17 protein-coding genes are annotated in these 15,670 nt (G+C 58.2%); 10 read left to right on the plus strand and 7 right to left on the minus strand.

Annotation, left to right across the window (positions count from 1 at the left end; genetic code table 11):
- Positions 1-10 precede the first annotated feature (10 nt).
- Genes ACR3E7_RS18945 through ACR3E7_RS18965 form a run of 5 tightly spaced genes read left to right on the plus strand, consistent with a single transcriptional unit; the run spans position 11 to position 3,263 of the window.
- Entirely contained in the window at positions 11-850 is an 840-nt protein-coding gene (locus ACR3E7_RS18945; RefSeq protein WP_480503982.1) for an ABC transporter permease, read from the plus strand.
- Entirely contained in the window at positions 847-1,632 is a 786-nt protein-coding gene (locus ACR3E7_RS18950) for an ABC transporter permease (protein ID WP_170789375.1), read from the plus strand. The genes ACR3E7_RS18945 and ACR3E7_RS18950 overlap by 4 nt, the downstream gene beginning before the upstream one ends.
- Positions 1,633-1,639: 7 nt before the next feature.
- Positions 1,640-2,227, plus strand: coding sequence for a nitrile hydratase subunit alpha (nthA, locus tag ACR3E7_RS18955; RefSeq protein WP_170789376.1), 588 nt, complete (start codon positions 1,640-1,642; stop codon positions 2,225-2,227).
- A 9-nt stretch (positions 2,228-2,236) separates the two neighbouring features.
- Positions 2,237-2,899, plus strand: a complete 663-nt coding sequence (gene nthB / locus ACR3E7_RS18960; RefSeq protein ID WP_170771719.1) for a nitrile hydratase subunit beta — start codon at positions 2,237-2,239, stop codon at positions 2,897-2,899.
- Positions 2,886-3,263 (plus strand): nitrile hydratase accessory protein, encoded by a 378-nt coding sequence (locus ACR3E7_RS18965; protein WP_170789377.1) that lies wholly within the window; start codon positions 2,886-2,888, stop codon positions 3,261-3,263. Before nthB ends, ACR3E7_RS18965 begins: the two co-directional genes overlap by 14 nt.
- Before the next feature lie 185 nt (positions 3,264-3,448).
- Here ACR3E7_RS18965 and ACR3E7_RS18970 read toward each other — a convergent pair whose 3' ends face one another.
- The 7 genes from ACR3E7_RS18970 to ACR3E7_RS19000 all read right to left on the minus strand — a co-directional run bounded on the left by ACR3E7_RS18970 (position 3,449) and on the right by ACR3E7_RS19000 (position 10,909).
- Positions 3,449-4,657, minus strand: coding sequence for an iron-containing alcohol dehydrogenase (locus tag ACR3E7_RS18970; RefSeq protein WP_480503984.1), 1,209 nt, complete (start codon positions 4,655-4,657; stop codon positions 3,449-3,451).
- 5 nt (positions 4,658-4,662) lie between these two features.
- Complete coding sequence (locus tag ACR3E7_RS18975; RefSeq protein WP_480503986.1) at positions 4,663-5,112, minus strand: hypothetical protein; 450 nt, start codon at positions 5,110-5,112, stop codon at positions 4,663-4,665.
- A 212-nt stretch (positions 5,113-5,324) separates the two neighbouring features.
- Positions 5,325-6,584: a TRAP transporter large permease gene (locus ACR3E7_RS18980; RefSeq protein WP_480503987.1), complete on the minus strand. Its 1,260-nt coding sequence runs from the start codon at positions 6,582-6,584 to the stop codon at positions 5,325-5,327.
- A 1-nt stretch (position 6,585) separates the two neighbouring features.
- A complete protein-coding gene (locus ACR3E7_RS18985; RefSeq protein ID WP_480503989.1) occupies positions 6,586-7,020 on the minus strand; it encodes a TRAP transporter small permease in 435 nt (144 codons plus the stop codon).
- 43 nt (positions 7,021-7,063) lie between these two features.
- Positions 7,064-8,062, minus strand: a complete 999-nt coding sequence (locus tag ACR3E7_RS18990; protein WP_480503990.1) for a TRAP transporter substrate-binding protein — start codon at positions 8,060-8,062, stop codon at positions 7,064-7,066.
- A 484-nt stretch (positions 8,063-8,546) separates the two neighbouring features.
- Positions 8,547-10,271 (minus strand): phosphoenolpyruvate hydrolase family protein, encoded by a 1,725-nt coding sequence (locus tag ACR3E7_RS18995; protein ID WP_480503991.1) that lies wholly within the window; start codon positions 10,269-10,271, stop codon positions 8,547-8,549.
- Positions 10,268-10,909 (minus strand): phosphoenolpyruvate hydrolase family protein, encoded by a 642-nt coding sequence (locus ACR3E7_RS19000; protein ID WP_480503992.1) that lies wholly within the window; start codon positions 10,907-10,909, stop codon positions 10,268-10,270. The genes ACR3E7_RS18995 and ACR3E7_RS19000 overlap by 4 nt, the downstream gene beginning before the upstream one ends.
- Before the next feature lie 189 nt (positions 10,910-11,098).
- Between ACR3E7_RS19000 and ACR3E7_RS19005 the strand changes: the two genes are divergently transcribed.
- From ACR3E7_RS19005 to ACR3E7_RS19025, 5 genes are read left to right on the plus strand one after another with little or no spacing between them, the layout of a single operon-like run.
- The gene (locus ACR3E7_RS19005; RefSeq protein ID WP_480503993.1) at positions 11,099-11,965 is read left to right on the plus strand and encodes a branched-chain amino acid ABC transporter permease; all 867 of its coding nucleotides are present in this window, start codon (positions 11,099-11,101) and stop codon (positions 11,963-11,965) included.
- Positions 11,962-12,930 carry a branched-chain amino acid ABC transporter permease gene (locus ACR3E7_RS19010; RefSeq protein ID WP_480503994.1) on the plus strand — a complete coding sequence of 323 codons (969 nt, stop codon included), beginning with the start codon at positions 11,962-11,964 and terminating at the stop codon, positions 12,928-12,930. Before ACR3E7_RS19005 ends, ACR3E7_RS19010 begins: the two co-directional genes overlap by 4 nt.
- 27 nt (positions 12,931-12,957) lie before the next feature.
- Entirely contained in the window at positions 12,958-14,196 is a 1,239-nt protein-coding gene (locus tag ACR3E7_RS19015; RefSeq protein WP_480503995.1) for an ABC transporter substrate-binding protein, read from the plus strand.
- Positions 14,187-14,960, plus strand: coding sequence for an ABC transporter ATP-binding protein (locus ACR3E7_RS19020; RefSeq protein WP_480503997.1), 774 nt, complete (start codon positions 14,187-14,189; stop codon positions 14,958-14,960). Before ACR3E7_RS19015 ends, ACR3E7_RS19020 begins: the two co-directional genes overlap by 10 nt.
- Positions 14,950-15,666: an ABC transporter ATP-binding protein gene (locus ACR3E7_RS19025; RefSeq protein WP_480503999.1), complete on the plus strand. Its 717-nt coding sequence runs from the start codon at positions 14,950-14,952 to the stop codon at positions 15,664-15,666. The genes ACR3E7_RS19020 and ACR3E7_RS19025 overlap by 11 nt, the downstream gene beginning before the upstream one ends.
- The last annotated feature ends 4 nt before the right edge of the window (positions 15,667-15,670 follow it).

Raw genomic sequence — 15,670 nt, forward strand, 5'->3', positions numbered from 1 at the left:
GAGGGAGAAGATGCAATCGAGCGCGCTTTCCCGCTATATTGGGCTGATCCCATCCTCGGTGATGATCGGGGCGTTTTTTGTGATCCCCTTCGTCCTGATCTTGCTGACCAGCGTGTCCACGCCAACCGATGACGGAGGCTATGCCACCGGCTTTGACCTGCAGCATTTTGAACGCTTCCTGACGTGGTTCTACATCGAACGGGCGCTGTTCTCGGCAAGTCTGTGCGCGCTGATCGCGGTTCTGAGCCTGTTGATCGCGTATCCCTTCACCTATTTCCTGACCACGTTCCCACCGCGCTCGCAGACCTTTTGGTTGATCTACATTCTGGCGCAGCTGTCCCTGTCCGAAGTGCTGATCGCGTTTAGCTGGCAAATTCTGCTGTCCCGCACCGCAGGCGTGGCCAATATCCTTGTCTGGTTTAGCGTGATTGAGAAAAGCTTTGCCATGACCCCCTCCGCAGGCGCAGTGGTGGCCGCGCTGGTCTACCTGACCGTGCCGTTTTCGGTCCTGCTGCTGTTTCCCGCGCTCAGCCGGTTGGACAAAAGCTTGATCGAGGCATCGCGCACGTTGGGGGCCTCGCCTTTGCGGACGTTTTTCACGGTGATCATTCCCGTTACGCGGCCTGCGATCATCTCGGGCGGGGTCACGGTATTTGTGCTGACGCTGGGGGCCATCATCGTGCCGCAGGTTCTGGGCAAGCCCGAACACTGGACGCTGTCAGTGCTGATTACGGATCAGGCGATATTCAATTTCAATATGCCCTTTGCCTCAGCGCTGGCGGTGGTGTTGCTGGTTCTCAGCGCGACGGTGATCTGGCTGGTCACGAAATTCTCGGGGAAAAAGGCATGAGAGCGCTGCGCAGTATCTATCTGGCGCTGTTTGCGCTGTATCTGATCGGACCGATCCTTGTGATCGCGGCCGTGTCTTTCAACGCCAAAAAGTTTCTGGCCTTCCCGCCGCGCGGCTTTTCCTTCCGCTGGTATGCCGAGGTTTTCGTGGCGAATGACTGGTTCACGGCTTTGAAAAACTCTTTGTTCATCGCCTTTGCCTCGGCCAGTCTGTCGGTTCTGATCGCGATGCCGGTGGCATATTGCGCGTGGCGCTATGGCCTGCGCTATGCCAAGGCGCTGCTGGCGCTTGGGGTGGCACCGTTCATCCTGCCGCCTGTGATCATGGCGCTAGCCTTCCTGCTGTTTTTCACCGGGATTGGGCTGAACGGGTTGATGATCAACGTCATCATTGCCCATGCGGTCTTCCTGCTGGCGCTGCCTTTGGTCACGATCTCACTGGGGTTGGAAAGCGTCGATCACGCGCTGATCGAGGCCAGCCAGACCATGGGCGCCTCGAACGCCGTCGTCTTCCGCACGGTGATCCTGCCGATTGCTGCCCCTTTTGCTTTTGCGGGGTTTGCGTTCTGCTTTGTCCTCAGCCTGAATGAATACATCATCGCGCTCATGACCGTGGGCTTCTCGGTCGAGACGCTGCCGATCAAGATTTTCAACGCCCTGCGCTATGGGTACACGCCGGTTATTGCGTCGATTGCGGTGATCTTCATGGTGATCAATATCGTGATTTTTGCCCTGATCGCGCGGTTCTCGAACCTCGCTCGTATTCTCGGCGCGATGGAGTAACCGAGCCATGCCCCATGATCACGATCCACTGGAAGAAGGCCCCGCCTTGCGCGTGCGCGCGTTGGAAGAGTTGATGGTGGCCAAAGGCCTGGTCAAAGCGGAAACGCTGGACAGTATCGTTGAATATTATGAGCGCGAAACCGGCCCGCGCAACGGCGCGGCTGTGGTGGCGCGGGCGTGGACGGACCCAGAGTACAAAGACTGGTTGCTGCGCGACAGTTCTGCGGCGATCAATGCGATGGGGTTCAGCGGGTTCCAGGGCGAACATATCCGCGTGGTCGAAAACACGGATGCGGTTCACAACGTCATCGTTTGCACCTTGTGTTCCTGCTATCCGTGGCCGGTTTTGGGCCTGCCGCCCACATGGTACAAAAGCCCCGCCTACCGGTCGCGTGTGGTGCGCGAACCCCGTGCGGTTCTGGCGGAATTTGGTGTCAGCCTGCCCGATGAGGTGCAGATCAAGGTTTGGGACAGTACGGCCGAGATCCGCTATCTGGTTCTGCCACGCCGCCCCGACGGGACCGAAGGGCTTTCCACCGAAGAACTGGCTGATCTTGTCACCCGCAACGGCATGATCGGCACGGCTTTGGTTTAGGGGCAGGGGATGGACGGCATTCATGATATGGGCGGGATGCACGGGTTTGGCCCGGTGCCCTGCGATCAGGACCGGGCGTTTGACCACGACTGGCAAAAGCGCGCTTTCGCCCTGACCGAGGCTTTGGCGTGGTCCGTACCTTTCTGCGCCGATGAACACCGCGCCGCGATTGAACGTATCGCGCCGGAAGACTACTTGCGGCTGGACTACTTCGAAAAATGGACCGTGGCCGCCACCGCGCTGGTACAGGCGGCAGGTCTGGTTGATCCGCAGGAAGTCGCATCGGGCCGCAAACGGTTCGACATTGCATTGGTCGACCACCCAGCGGTTGGCCCGGCTGACATACTGGCGGCTACCAAAGCAGGGGCTGAGATGACATTTCCCCCAACCACCGCCGCGCCACGCTTTACCGTTGGCCAGTCGGTGCGCGTTCTAGCCAATAGCCCCGCCGGCCATACGCGGGTGCCGCGCTATGTGCGCAACCACGTGGGACAGATCACCTTGAATGCCGGAGTTTTCCAGTTTGCCGACACCATGGCCGTAGGGCAGGGACCTAGCCCACAGCATTGCTACTGTGTTGAGTTCTTGGCGACCGACCTATGGGGCAATGACGCGGACCCGAAGGGTCGTGTATGCCTGGATCTTTGGGAGAACTACCTTGAACCCGCTTGACGCGCATCAACAGGCAGCAGCCCAGCTACGCAGCTCTATTCCGGGGCTAAGTGAAGATAACCCGTTGTTCAGGGCTCCCTGGCAGACAAGGGTCTTCGCCCTTGTTGTGGCTCTGGTCCAACAGGGGCACTTTTCCTGGACCACTTTTCAATCCCGATTGGCAGCGTTGGTGACAAAGACCGAAAAGCAGAAACATGCAACCTCGGCCGCGGCGGTGGAAGGCCTCTATTTCAATTGCTGGCTGCAGGCGATTGAAGAAACGCTGGAAAGTCAGGGGATGTTGAGTGCCCGAGACATCGACCAAAGGATTGCAGTAGTGCGTGAAACCGTCAAAGAAATCAGAGCTGCGCAATCTGGATCCTAAGGCCCCAAGACAACCTCACCTGCTCAATATCGAGGGTACTGGGGTAAACCGGTCGATTTCGGTACCTGCCTCAAAAGACCGGTTGGTAAAGTCACTGATGCCGGGCTAAAGCGCAGCTTCGGGTTCCGCCGAAATCTGCCCCTCCTGCACCACGGGTATCAGTAAAAATCTTTTCGCTATTGGTTTCAACTGAATGTCAGGTCACGGTTTCCGGCTAGCACGGACTGTAGAACCCGGGTGACTTGTGACCGCCGCATGACACGCGGAACGGCATAGGATGAGCGCGCTTCGGCCAGCGCATCGCTGGAAATTACACCGAAGTCCTTTGATTGGAGGTCGGTCAGGCTGGCGGGAATTCCAACGCGGTCCGCTAGGGCATCGAGACGGGAAATGAACTGCTCGGCCAACAGGTCTGTGTCGTTTGAAGCGCTGGCAGTCAGTATTTGTTCCAGCTGAGCAAACCGCGCGGCGCAGGTCTTTTTGTTGAACCGCAACACACGCGGCAGAATGACCGCGTTGGCCAGCCCATGGGGCGTATTGTAGTGCGCACTGATCTGATGTGAGATTGCATGCACATACCCCAGGCTGGCCTTGGTAAAGGAAAAGCCAGCCAGGAACGATGCCGCCGCCACCATCTCACGCGCATGTTCGTCATGACCATTTTCATAGGCAATCGGCAAATATTCAAACAGCAGCTTGATCGCCATTGCCGCATCGCGGTCGGTGTCGTCAAACCGATTGCGCGAGGTATATGCCTCGATCGCGTGGGTCAATGCGTCCATACCGGTGGCGGCAGTCATGGGCGCTGGAAGAGATTTCAGCAACCCGGTGTCAAAAGCGGCGGCAATCGGGATGTATTTCGGATCAACAAAGAACTTTTTCTTGTGCGTTTCGGTGTCCGATATCACCGCCGCGTTTGTCACCTCGGAGCCGGTGCCTGATGTGGTCGGTACCACATAGAACGGCAGCAGCGGCGCGTCGACTTTCAAAGTGCCGGTCAGCTTTTTCAGGGACTTACGACTGGTGCTTGCGGCCGCAATCACCTTTGCAGCGTCAATGGCTGAACCGCCACCCACAGCAAATACGGCATCGCATTTGTTGTCGCGGCTGGCTTTCAGCCCCGCTTCAACTACGGCGAATGTGGGGTTCGGGATGATGCCGTCGAAGGTTGTCACGTGACAACTCCGGCCCTTCAGAAAGGTGATCAGGTCATCCAGCATTCCGTTTTGCAACAGAAAGCTGTCCGTAACGATCAAAGGACGCCTCTGCCCGTTAGTCACCATCAAGTCGGCCAGTTTGCGGGCTGCATCCGGGCCTGAAAACGTTAGTGGTTTTTGCGGCGCGTAGAACGTGGACAGCGCCCGCAATGCGATACGAATAGGAGCGTGAAGCATGACAATCACCTTCCGTTAGCAACTAGTTTTTGGGTGGCCCGACCCTTTGCACGGTTGGGGAGAGAGCGAAGGGATGCGCAGAGGATCGGAGCCAATTCTGCGGGTTCAAGGTTTCTGAACCGACGCAGGTGAAACTTGACGAGCAGTTTAAAGGTCTTGCTGTCCCAAGATGTGCCAACGAACGTGTTGCCGTCCAATTTGCATTCGCGGACAGCATCATTGGCATTTGAGAAGCTCGGGCCTTTCTCTTTGCCGTGACAATACCCCACCCCAGATGACCTGACGCCGCCAAAGGGTATGTCATCAACGGTCACTTGGGTGACAACGTCGTTGATGCAAACACCGCCCGAGTGGGTCTCGTGGGACGAGGCAGGAACATTCCGGTAGGTCGCCTGCAGCTCGGCAGGGAGATCGGAATCTGCATGGTCAAGTTCAACGACGTTCCGAACAGACATGGGGGTGTCTCACTCACGACTCAATGGAACAAGCACTGGCTTGAAACGTGCTACTAACATGGGGATTGGTCGGGCTTGAAAACATGTTCCAAGAGGACAAGTTTCTATCAATTTCGGACATGCGATTCACTGTGTTTCAAACGTGAACAGACGGTAAGAAACGGAAAATGCCCAGCCAGCGGGTCGGGCATTCCTTTGATAGTGACACCTGTCTACGAGACGAAATACAACGTCAATTCGGGAATGAAGGTTACAAGCAACAAAGCGATCAACATCAGGATGATGAAGGGGATGACCGACAGGCTTACCTCTGCGAACCGTTTCTTGAATGCCCCTGAAGCGACCAGAAGATTCAGCCCGATTGGCGGCGTCAGTAGGCCGATCTCTAGGTTGATGATCATGATGATACCCAGCTGAACCGGGTTGATCCCGAAATGCGCCGCAGCGGCCAGCAGAACCGGACCTAGCAGCAAAATGGCTGAAACAACGTCAATCAGGCACCCGACCAGCAGCAGCGCTGCGTTCAGTGCCAACAGGAAGGCCACCTTGCTGGTGAAAACGGTTTGCAGCCAGTCGGCAAAAGCCGCCGGAAACCCCTCGATCGCCAGAACCGACTTCAGCGAAAGCGCGACCGCGACGATCGGGAACAGAGTACCCAGCATTACCGCGGTCGAGACAAACTCTTCGAAGAAATCTTTGGATGACAGTTCGCGGTAGACGATGAGTTCAACGAGAATGGCGTAGCCCACGGCCACGGCTGCAGCTTCGGTTGGTGAGAAATAGCCCGAGTAAATCCCGCCGAGCAGGATCACGGGGGTCATCAGTGCAAAGATGCCCTTACGAACAGCATCCCACAGCCGCTTGACCGAGAACGTCCCGCGCGCGTTGTTCAGGTTTGTGCCCATCGAATACAGCGCGAAGATAGCGGTCAGCAGAATACCCGGTATGATCCCGGCCAGAAACAAGTCGGCCACATTGGTCTCGGTCACGATGCCATAGATGATCAGCGGGATCGACGGCGGGATCAGAATGCCCAGCGTCCCCGCCGAAGTGACAGCCCCAATTGAGAATTTTTCGGAATACCCTGCCTCTTTCAGGGCCGGGTACATCACCACCCCAACGGCCAGCAAGGTCGCAGCGGAGGAGCCGGACACAGCCGCAAACAGTGCGCAGGACAGGACCGACGCCATGCCCAGACCGCCTGGCATCCAGTCGGTCGCGGCGCGGACCATGGCGATCAGGTCACGGGCAATCGAGCCGCGCGACATCAGCTTTCCCGCAATGATATACATGGGAATGGCCAGCAGAACCTTATTGTCCATCGACGACCACAGGTCCTCGATAACATAAAGAACGTCTCCCCCGGCCCAGACCAGCTGGATATAGGCCGTGACGATCAGCAGGATCAGCACAACGTTCTGGCGCAGTGCCAGCATCGCGATGACGATCCCCAGAAGAATGATGCCGTCCATGTCAGATCTTCCTCAGTTCGGTTTTCACCATCGGGTCCCAGGCAAACACCAGATGTTTCAAAGCCGAGGACGCCAGCGCGTATGGCACAATGATTTGAACCGGCCAGAGCAAGATGTTGACCACCGGGACACGGTCGGCGAATTCCTTCGATTCCATGACGAACTCGACCGCGAAATAGGCGAAGACGAGCAGCAAAATCCCCGAAATCAGATCACCCAGCCGGTCGACAAAGGCGAATTTCAGGATGCCGTCGGCAAACTCGGGTCGGAAATGGGCGCCGCGCCCGGTGGCAAGGGTCAGACCGACCATTGCCGCCAGAATGCTGCACAGAACCGCAGTTTGCTGCGCGCCCCACAGAGCTTGCGATAGCAACTCGCGCGCGATCACATCCGCCAGCAGAAGCAGGGTTGTGGCAGCATATGCTGAAGCTGCCACAATGGCTTCGATCCTCATCAGAAACCGAAGTAGACCCATTGGATTAAGACCCGCAGGCTTGCTTGGCGGCTTCGATCTGCTCAAGGATCGAAACAGCTTTGGGGCCTAGTTGTTCAGCCAGTTCCTCGCGCAGCCCATCGGATGCGGCGCGCCAAGCAGCGGCTTCTTCGTCTGTCAGGTGTGCAACCGGAACACCTGCTCCTTCAAGTTGACCCAACAGAGCGGTTTCAGCACCCAGGATCGTGGCCGACAGGCCGGTGCCGCCCTCTGTGAAAGCCGACAGCCATTCTTTCTCTTGATCGCTCAGCTTCTTGTAGCTCCGGCCTGACACAGCAACAGTGCCGATCAAACGGGTGTGGTTGCTGACAGTGACATGAGGGGCCACTTTGTGGGTCCCGATGGCGATGCCGAACACGCCGGGTAGGAATGCCGCCTTGACGTTTCCGGTCTGCAAGGCCGGGATCGTGTCAGAGGTGCCCATCGGCACACCTACCGCGCCAAGTCTACGTGCAAACAGTTCATCCGCCGTGGTTGCAGCCACGCGGACTTTTTGACCTTCCAACGCATCAGGAGTTCTGGCCGGTTCCTGCGAGAAAACCAGGTAATTGCCAACCTCCATCCAGGTCAGCGGCTCAAGGCCCGAATCCTGCAGGCTTGGGCCCAAAATCTCGCTCAGATGATTGAAGGCGACACAGCTGCCCTGTTCCGTGCTGTCATAGAGAAATGGCGAAGACACAAGATCCAGTTCCTGTCCAATTAGGGACAATGGAATGTTGGACACCATCACCAGATCCACACGACCCTTCATACCTTGCCGCAGGATTGTCTGTTCGTCGCCCAGCTGCGCATCGCCAATGACTTCGATTTTCAGTTCGCCACCTGACATCTCGGCGATCTGATCCGCAACACCCTGCGCCCATTGGCCCCAAGGCGATGACAGTGGCGCAACGGTTCCAAGTTTCAATACTGTTTCTGCCTGAGAGGCGGTACTGGTCAGGCCGGCTGCCAGTGCAATTCCGGCGACAAAAGATTTGAGTTTCATATTTTCCTCCTCACGTTTTGGTCGCGGCGGTTGTCTTCCACCGACACCGGGGTTTCCGCGTCAAGCCGACCCCTGCGTTTCTAATTCCGTTAATGAACGATTTGGCTTTTTCAAAAAATGTCGCGACTGGCCAGATAGTTGTCCTAAGCGGACATCTCGTTTTTTGACGCTAGGTAATATTGGGAAATGTGTGTTTCACGCTGAATTGCTTTTGCTCCAGTTCACCTGAGCAGGAATGGCCTTGTTGTGCAGCACCGGCTTTGTCCGGCCTGCATTGGATTAAGTACGTCCTAAGGTGTTCATGATTTTTGAAACGGACCTCCCTCCTGTCCCCAAGAAGGTAGTGGCATTCTTCCGTCCAAAACCGCACTCGCAGCGATTGTCATGCACTGGCTATGAGGCCTGAACTTAGGGAGACAAAACTCAGACGGATCTCCGATCCGTTTTGATGAAAGAATTGGATGTTGCAGAGCAACCTTCCGAGCTATCCCTGCAGCCCGTGTTTCTTGATTTTGTTGTAAAGCGTGCGCGTGGTCATACCCAATTCTTCGGCGGTCTGCGCGCGACGGAAACCATTTCGCGTTAGGGCCTCGGCAATCCAGTCCCGCTCGGATACCGCGGCCCGAACCGGAGTTTCCTCTCTCGGAGCTTTCGAAATCCCCGTAGTTCTTTGGCGAAGGAAGTCGATAGCCTTGAGGTCAATCGTGGACCCTCCGGATTTGCGAATTGCACGCTGGACCGCGTGCTGAAGCTCGCGCACATTCCCGGGCCAATCGTGTTCGAGCATCAACCGCAGCGCAGCGTTTGAAAACTTCGGAGGCTCGCCGCTCAATTGCCGCCCCAGATATATGGCCAGTTCAGGGATATCATCCACCCTCTCGCGCAAGGGCGGCAGGGTGATTTCGTGACCGGAGACTCGATAGTAAAGATCCTGACGAAACGCGCCCATCTCAATCAGGCCAGGGAGGTCTTGAGTGGTTGTCGAAATGATCCGCGCTTCGGCCCGCCTGAGTGTATGATCCCCAATCCTCTGCACAGACTTCTCGTCGGTGAATTTCAGGATTTTGCCCTGATGCGCAGGCTGCAAGGCGGAAATTTCGTCAAAGATGAGCGTGCCTCCAGACGCTAGCTCCAAAGCGCCACGCTGAGTGCCCGTCGTTCCCAATGCGCCGGGGGCCTTGCCCAAAAGATGCACACCGCCTTCTTCGTTGTCCAAGGCGGGGCAATCCACAACAACGGGCTGACGCCGCGCTGCGGGCCCTGCCTCGTGCAATTTGAGGGCAGCGCGGCTTTTGCCGGTTCCCGTTTCGCCGATCAACAGGATCGGGATATCCTCATAGGCAAGATCATCAAGCTCTTCTCGGATCAACTGCATGGAGTAGGAAGATCCAACCAGTTCATGTTCAGTGGTTGGCGCACCGGTTTCGATCCGTGACAAGCTGGGAATGGCGGTGAACCCCTTTGTCACCTCATTCAACGTCTGTTCCACTGGCAGCCGGTCCAGCGTCGAGCCGGCCACGAAACCCTGCACACCGCAAAGTCGCGTAATCGCCAATGCTTCTTCGGGCGAAGTGATGGGTCCGCCATGGCAAAGCTTGTCCACCGAGGTGGGAACTCCTTCGAGAACGCGGTCAATTTGGGCGGCAGCTTTCTCTAACGTCAGGTGTGTGTTGACCCCGGTGCCACCGCTTGTGAATCCGATATTTACGCAGATTGCCGTCGCCCCGGCGTCGACCATTTTACGGGCTTGAGCGTTAGTCTGGACGTAAGCGAACACCCCTAACCCAATATTTGTTGCTTTCTTGACCATTGTGATTTCCCGGTCCAGCCCCAAGCCTTCCCGCTCGATCGCGGCGCCCAGACGTCCGTCGATCAAAGTTGTCGACGGGAAGTTGCAGATGCCGGAAAACCCCAGCGCTTTGGTGCGCCGCACCAGTTCCGCAATGTCGAGATTAGGATCGCTGACCGAAAACCCGGCATAGATCGGCGCGGTACACCGCCCCAGCATTTCGCGTTCGGCAAATTCAATTACCCACTCATTGGCCGCGCGGACCGGAAGGAAGCTGGTCAGGGAGGATGCCCCTTGAACCCGAAACCGTCCAGCATTTAGGGCCAGCAGGTAATCGGCCCCCGCCTTGTCCGCTGCCTTTGCGGTCAGGCCAGACCCGACCACGGCGGCGAACAGAAAGTTCTTGTCGCGCGCGCTCATGCTGCGGCCTCGTGCCGGACCAGCCCGTCCACGTTCAGTGTACCAAGGGGGACCGATCGTTCATGCCAGTCCGAGGTATAGGCATAGATAGATACTTGCGGAACCTCAGCCCGGATCGTGTCGATGATGCGCTGCAGCGACCCGAGCACCAGCGCGCCGCTTTCCGCGGTTTCCACCTCAAGCAGTCCGGGATGTAGCACCAGATTATCCAGCCCTGCCTTCAAAGCGGCGCGGGCTTGCGCGAGCGAAAGGAAGAACGCCAAAGTTTGGAACCCGGCCCGTTGGGCACGGGCCAGAAAGTCATATTCGAACTCGGGCGAGGCCGGGATGGTCGACATGGATTGCCTCAACGACCCGTCCAGCAGGATAGAAGATGGCCAGTTGGTGATGCCGCGATAGCCCAGTTCGTACAACTGAGCAAACAAAGCCGCCTGGGACCCGAACGGGTCGCTGGCCAGCAGTGCGGCCCAACCGCCCTGACAGGGGGTTTCGCGGACGGCCCTGTTATGATCCAGCCGCGGCATCACAAATGCCAGATCAGCTTGCATGGCGGTCAGGCCGTTCAGAGCAGGGCAATAGATTCGGTTATCCGAAGGGGCAGCGGTAGACTGCGTACCGGTGAGCGTGAGAGTTGTCATGGACCTATTTAGGAAAGAATTTCCCTTATTGAGAAGTAATTTCTTATATTTTCTTATATTTCCCAAAATAAAAAATGAGGATTTGGAATAAGACATTGAAAAATAACATTTAAAAATTGATCTCCAAAACCTCTCGTTTCTGTTTTTACCCCGTTTTCTGCGCCATGCTGCCCCTCAACGGGAGGAACCATGACACTATTTCTGATCGTCACCTTGAACGGGTTGACGCTAGCAGCGCTCTACTTTTTGGCGGCCAGTGGCTTCAGCCTGATCTTCGGGCTGATGCGCACTGTGAACATGGCTCATGGGGCATTGCTGCTGCTGGGCGGCTATGTCGGATACAGCATTGTCGATGTTACCGGGTCGTGGGGACTGGGTGTCATCGGCGGTGGTTTGGCCGCAGGTCTGGCCGGTGCCATCGTGCAAGCGGGGATTCTGGGTTGGATGCAGGGGGATGAGCTGCGTCAGACTCTAGCCTCGATTGCGATTTCAATCATCATGGCCGATCTGATGCTGTGGTACTGGGGCGGACTAACCTATCAAGTAGAGCTGCCTGATGCACTGGCTGGAGGGCAGCGTCTGCCGGTTCTGGGTGTGGGCTACGCCAATATCCGCTTGGCGCTGATGGGCTTTGCGCTGGTTGTGGGGATTGGACTGTGGTTCCTGATCCAGCGGACTCGTTTCGGTGCGGTGATCCGCGCAGGTGTGGATGATCAGGACATGCTGCGGGCGCTTGGCTATCCGATCAACCGCATTTTTGTTCTTGTCTTTGCTTTGGGCGGTATGTTGGCCGGAATGGCTGGGGTCGTCGCTGCCAGCGCGCTATCGATTGCACCGGGAACGGATCTGCAATTCCTGCTGTCTTCGCTGGTAGTGGTGATCGTCGGCGGTATGGGCTCGATCGGCGGGGCTGCGCTGGGAGCGCTGCTGGTCGGATTGGCCGAACAGTACGGGCTGGCCTATGCGCCCACCTACGGCGTGGTGTTCACCTTTGCGATCATGGTTCTGGTGCTGGCGGTCCGACCGCAGGGTCTGCTGGGAAAGGCCGAGCTATGAAACAGGCGCTGACCCTTATCCCGCTGCTGATCCTGCCCTTCGTTTTGAACGATTTCTGGCTGACACAAGTTGCCACACGATCACTGATCCTGGGCATCATGGCGCTAAGCCTGAGCTTTCTGGCCACCTATTTGGGCGTCGTGTCCTTTGCGCAGGCCACCATGGCCGGGATCGCGGGTTATACCATCGCCTTTTTCGGACCGAACAGCGTGGGGATCGGCGTGCAGTTACCGTTCTGGGTCTCGATCCCGCTGGCGCTGCTGCTGGCCGTGGTGTCCGGGGGTCTGATCGGCCTTATCGCTCGTCGGTCACGGGGTATCTATGCCATCATGATCACGCTGGCGATTGGGGTCGCGTTCTTCTACTTTACCCGCCAGAACTATACGCTTTTCAATGGCTGGACCGGCTTCTCCGGCGTCCGCGCGCCGCAGATTGCTGGCCTCAGTCTGCGCGATCCGCTGCCCTTGTACTTATTGTCTCTGGGCGTCGCTGCGCTGGCGCTTGCACTGGTCAGCGGCTTTGTCCGTTCGCCGCTGGGCCTGACCATTCAAGCGGTGCGTGACGCGCCGGGACGGGTGCTGGCGCTGGGGATTTCCGTTACCACACCCATCGTTGCGGCTTTTGCCTTCTCGGGCCTGCTGGCCGGAGCAGGGGGCATCCTGAACGTCTGGTATCAGGAACGCATCTCATCCTTTTCAGTCGGCCTTGGGCCCATAATCGACATCCTCATCATCTCGGTCATCGGCGGCTTGCGCCATCCAGGCGGGGCGTTTGTGGGGGCGGTGGTCTTTGTCCTGCTGGACACCTTTGCCGTCGACCTGATCGACCGCGAGCGGTTCAACACACTGATCGGCGTCGTGCTGCTGCTCATCGTGATCGTAGCCCCCGGTGGGCTTCAACAACTGGCAAGCGACTGGATGGCGCGGCTGCGCCGTCCCGAGGCTCCAAAGAAATCAACTGTCTGAGCAAACTCATAGGGAGGAACCTGAAAAATGAATAAGCTCAAAATGGCTGCATCCGCGCTGGCGCTCTGCGCAATGGCGATGCCTGCATCTGCCGAAGACGTCAAGATCGGCGTGATCTCAATTCTCGAAGGCGCGTTTGCTGCTTTGGGTCAGGATGGGATCCGCGGTGCGGAACTGGCGGTGCTGGAAACCGGTGGAGAGGTCGACGGCAATAAGATCGAAGTCATCACAATGTCGTCCGACGCCAGCCCCGACAGTGCTGTGAACGCAGCCCGCAAACTGATCGAGCAGGACGGCGTGGATATCATCGTTGGCCCGCTGTCGGGGTCCGAGGGTCTGGCCCTGCGCGATCTGTCGAAATCCTATCCCGGCGTGACCTTCCTGAACGGATCGTCGGCGGCACAGGATACAACCCTGCGCGACAGCTCTGACAACTTCTACCGCTTTGGCGGCGACGGGGCTCAATGGATGGTGGGCGTGGGCGACTATGCCTTTAACGACATGGGCTACAAATCCGTGGCTGTGATCGCCGAGGATTACTCTTTCCCCTACACGCAGGTTCTGGGCTTCATGACCGAGTTCTGTGAAGCAGGCGGCAAGGTGCCCGAGAAGTTCTGGACGCCGATTGGCAACAAGGATTACTCCTCGGTCGTCTATTCGATCCCGCAGGATGTTGATGCGCTGTTCGTGGCGCTGGGTGGCGCGGATGCGGTCAACTTCCTGACGCAATACAGCCAGGCGGGCGGCGACAAGCCGATCATCGGCGGCTCGATCACCATCGACCAGTCCATTCTGGACAGCAAAGGCCCGTTCAAAAAGCTGCTGGTGGGTGCGCCTGCGGGCACCCCGACCGTTGGTGATTATGACGGCGACGAATGGAAAGCCTTTACCGCCAGCTACACCGAAGCCTTCCCCGATGGCTTCTCGGCCCCCTCGATCTTTGCGCATCACTATTACATGAGCGCAAAGGCTGCGATGCTGGCGCTGGATGAGGTTGATGGCGACTTGTCCGACAATCAGGCGGCCTTCCGCGCGGCGCTGAACGATCTGACTTTCACCACCCCCACCGGCGGCACCATGCGGCTGGATAAGAACCGCAATGGCGTGATCGACAACTTTGTCACCGAGGTCTACGAGCGTGAGGATGGCACGCTTGGCAACCGCGTGGTCAAGGTTGTGCGCGATGTGGATCAGCTGCTGGGACAGGACGAAGAGGTATTTCTGGCCTCGGGTCCGGTCAGCCGGGACAACCCCTCGTGCCCGTAACCCCCTCGCATAACACCGCCAATGCCCTGGAGGTCCGGGGCATTGGCAAACGCTTTGGCGGGTTCTGGGCGATGCAGGATATCGACCTGATCGTCCGCCCCGGCGAGCGGCGCGCGATCCTTGGGCCGAACGGGGCGGGCAAGACCAGCCTGTTCAACGTGCTGACCGGGGATACCAGTGCCACGACCGGCCAGATCACCCTGTTTGGCGACAGCGTGACGCGCGAGCCGATCAACAAGAGAATTCAACTTGGGCTGCGGCGCACCTATCAGCACGCCCATCTGTTCAACGGCCTGACCGTGCGTGACACGCTGTTTCTGGCCGTGGCCGGGCTGCGGGGCAGTTGGCGGCAGGTATTGCCCCTGCGCGCCACTGACGCACGGCTTGCCGAGGCCGAACGTTTGGCCGAGATCGCAGGCGTGGCGGATGTGCTGGACCGCGAGACCTCGGAACTGAGCCACGGTCAGCGGCGACAGCTTGAGATTGGGATCGCGCTGGCCGAAAACCCGAAGATTTTGCTGCTGGACGAACCGGCGGCGGGGTTGTCGCCAGCCGAGCGGCCCAAGCTGAGCGCCTTGCTGATGTCACTGCCCAAGGATGTGACCGTGGTGCTGATCGAACACGATATGGATATCGCGCTGCAGACTTCGGAGAGTGTCTCGGTTCTCTATAACGGGCAGATGTTGGCCGAAGGGTCGCCCGACGACATCATGCGCAACGAGGATGTGCATCGCGTCTATATCGGAGGCGCCCATGGCCACTGATCTGCTGGAAATCCGCGGGCTGGACCTGCGCTATGGCTCAAGCCACGTCTTGCATGGCGTCGGCCTGAACGTCTCGGACCGCCCTTTGGGCATCCTCGGGCGCAACGGGATGGGCAAGACCAGCCTGTGCAATGCAATCATGGGTCTGCATCCGCATTCGGCCGGGGAAATCCGGTTCGATGGGGTGGATATGACCGGTCTGCCGCCCGAAAAACGTGCGCAGATGGGGATCGGCTTTGTGCCGCAGGGGCGGCGCGTCTTCCGGTCTCTGACGGTCGAGGAACATCTGCGGATCGTCGAACGCAAGGGCGTTGCGTGGTCGATTGAACGGGTTTACCAGACGTTCCCGCGCCTGAAAGAACGCCGCCGCAATCTGGGCGACCGTCTATCTGGGGGCGAACAGCAGATGCTGGCGATCGGCCGTGCGCTGCTGCTGAACCCGCGCCTGATGGTGCTGGATGAGCCGACCGAGGGGCTGGCCCCCGCCATCGTCTCGGACGTGATTGATCTGATCGAGTTGATCGCAGGCGAAGGCATTGCGGTGTTGCTGGTCGAACAGAACATGCACGCGGCTTTGGCCGCCGTGCAGGATGTGGCCATCATGGTTGGCGGAGAAGTGGTCGAGCGGATGACGGCGCAAGCGCTGGAAAGCGACCCGGCGATGCAGAAACGCCATCTGGGGCTGGAACCCGGGCAGTCGGGTTAAGGGA

This window comes from Ruegeria sp. BK1 (assembly GCF_056535645.1).

Bases quoted from the DNA above. Each gene is read 5' to 3' on its own strand.
- ACR3E7_RS18945 (WP_480503982.1), top strand. From the start codon at position 11: ATGCAATCGAGCGCGCTTTCCCGCTATATTGGGCTGATCCCATCCTCG.
- ACR3E7_RS18950 (WP_170789375.1), top strand. From the start codon at position 847: ATGAGAGCGCTGCGCAGTATCTATCTGGCGCTGTTTGCGCTGTATCTG.
- nthA (WP_170789376.1), top strand. From the start codon at position 1,640: ATGCCCCATGATCACGATCCACTGGAAGAAGGCCCCGCCTTGCGCGTG.
- nthB (WP_170771719.1), top strand. From the start codon at position 2,237: ATGGACGGCATTCATGATATGGGCGGGATGCACGGGTTTGGCCCGGTG.
- ACR3E7_RS18970 (WP_480503984.1), bottom strand. From the start codon at position 4,657: ATGCTTCACGCTCCTATTCGTATCGCATTGCGGGCGCTGTCCACGTTC.
- ACR3E7_RS18975 (WP_480503986.1), bottom strand. From the start codon at position 5,112: ATGTCTGTTCGGAACGTCGTTGAACTTGACCATGCAGATTCCGATCTC.
- ACR3E7_RS18980 (WP_480503987.1), bottom strand. From the start codon at position 6,584: ATGGACGGCATCATTCTTCTGGGGATCGTCATCGCGATGCTGGCACTG.
- ACR3E7_RS18990 (WP_480503990.1), bottom strand. From the start codon at position 8,062: ATGAAACTCAAATCTTTTGTCGCCGGAATTGCACTGGCAGCCGGCCTG.
- ACR3E7_RS18995 (WP_480503991.1), bottom strand. From the start codon at position 10,271: ATGAGCGCGCGCGACAAGAACTTTCTGTTCGCCGCCGTGGTCGGGTCT.
- ACR3E7_RS19000 (WP_480503992.1), bottom strand. From the start codon at position 10,909: ATGACAACTCTCACGCTCACCGGTACGCAGTCTACCGCTGCCCCTTCG.
- ACR3E7_RS19005 (WP_480503993.1), top strand. From the start codon at position 11,099: ATGACACTATTTCTGATCGTCACCTTGAACGGGTTGACGCTAGCAGCG.
- ACR3E7_RS19010 (WP_480503994.1), top strand. From the start codon at position 11,962: ATGAAACAGGCGCTGACCCTTATCCCGCTGCTGATCCTGCCCTTCGTT.
- ACR3E7_RS19015 (WP_480503995.1), top strand. From the start codon at position 12,958: ATGAATAAGCTCAAAATGGCTGCATCCGCGCTGGCGCTCTGCGCAATG.
- ACR3E7_RS19025 (WP_480503999.1), top strand. From the start codon at position 14,950: ATGGCCACTGATCTGCTGGAAATCCGCGGGCTGGACCTGCGCTATGGC.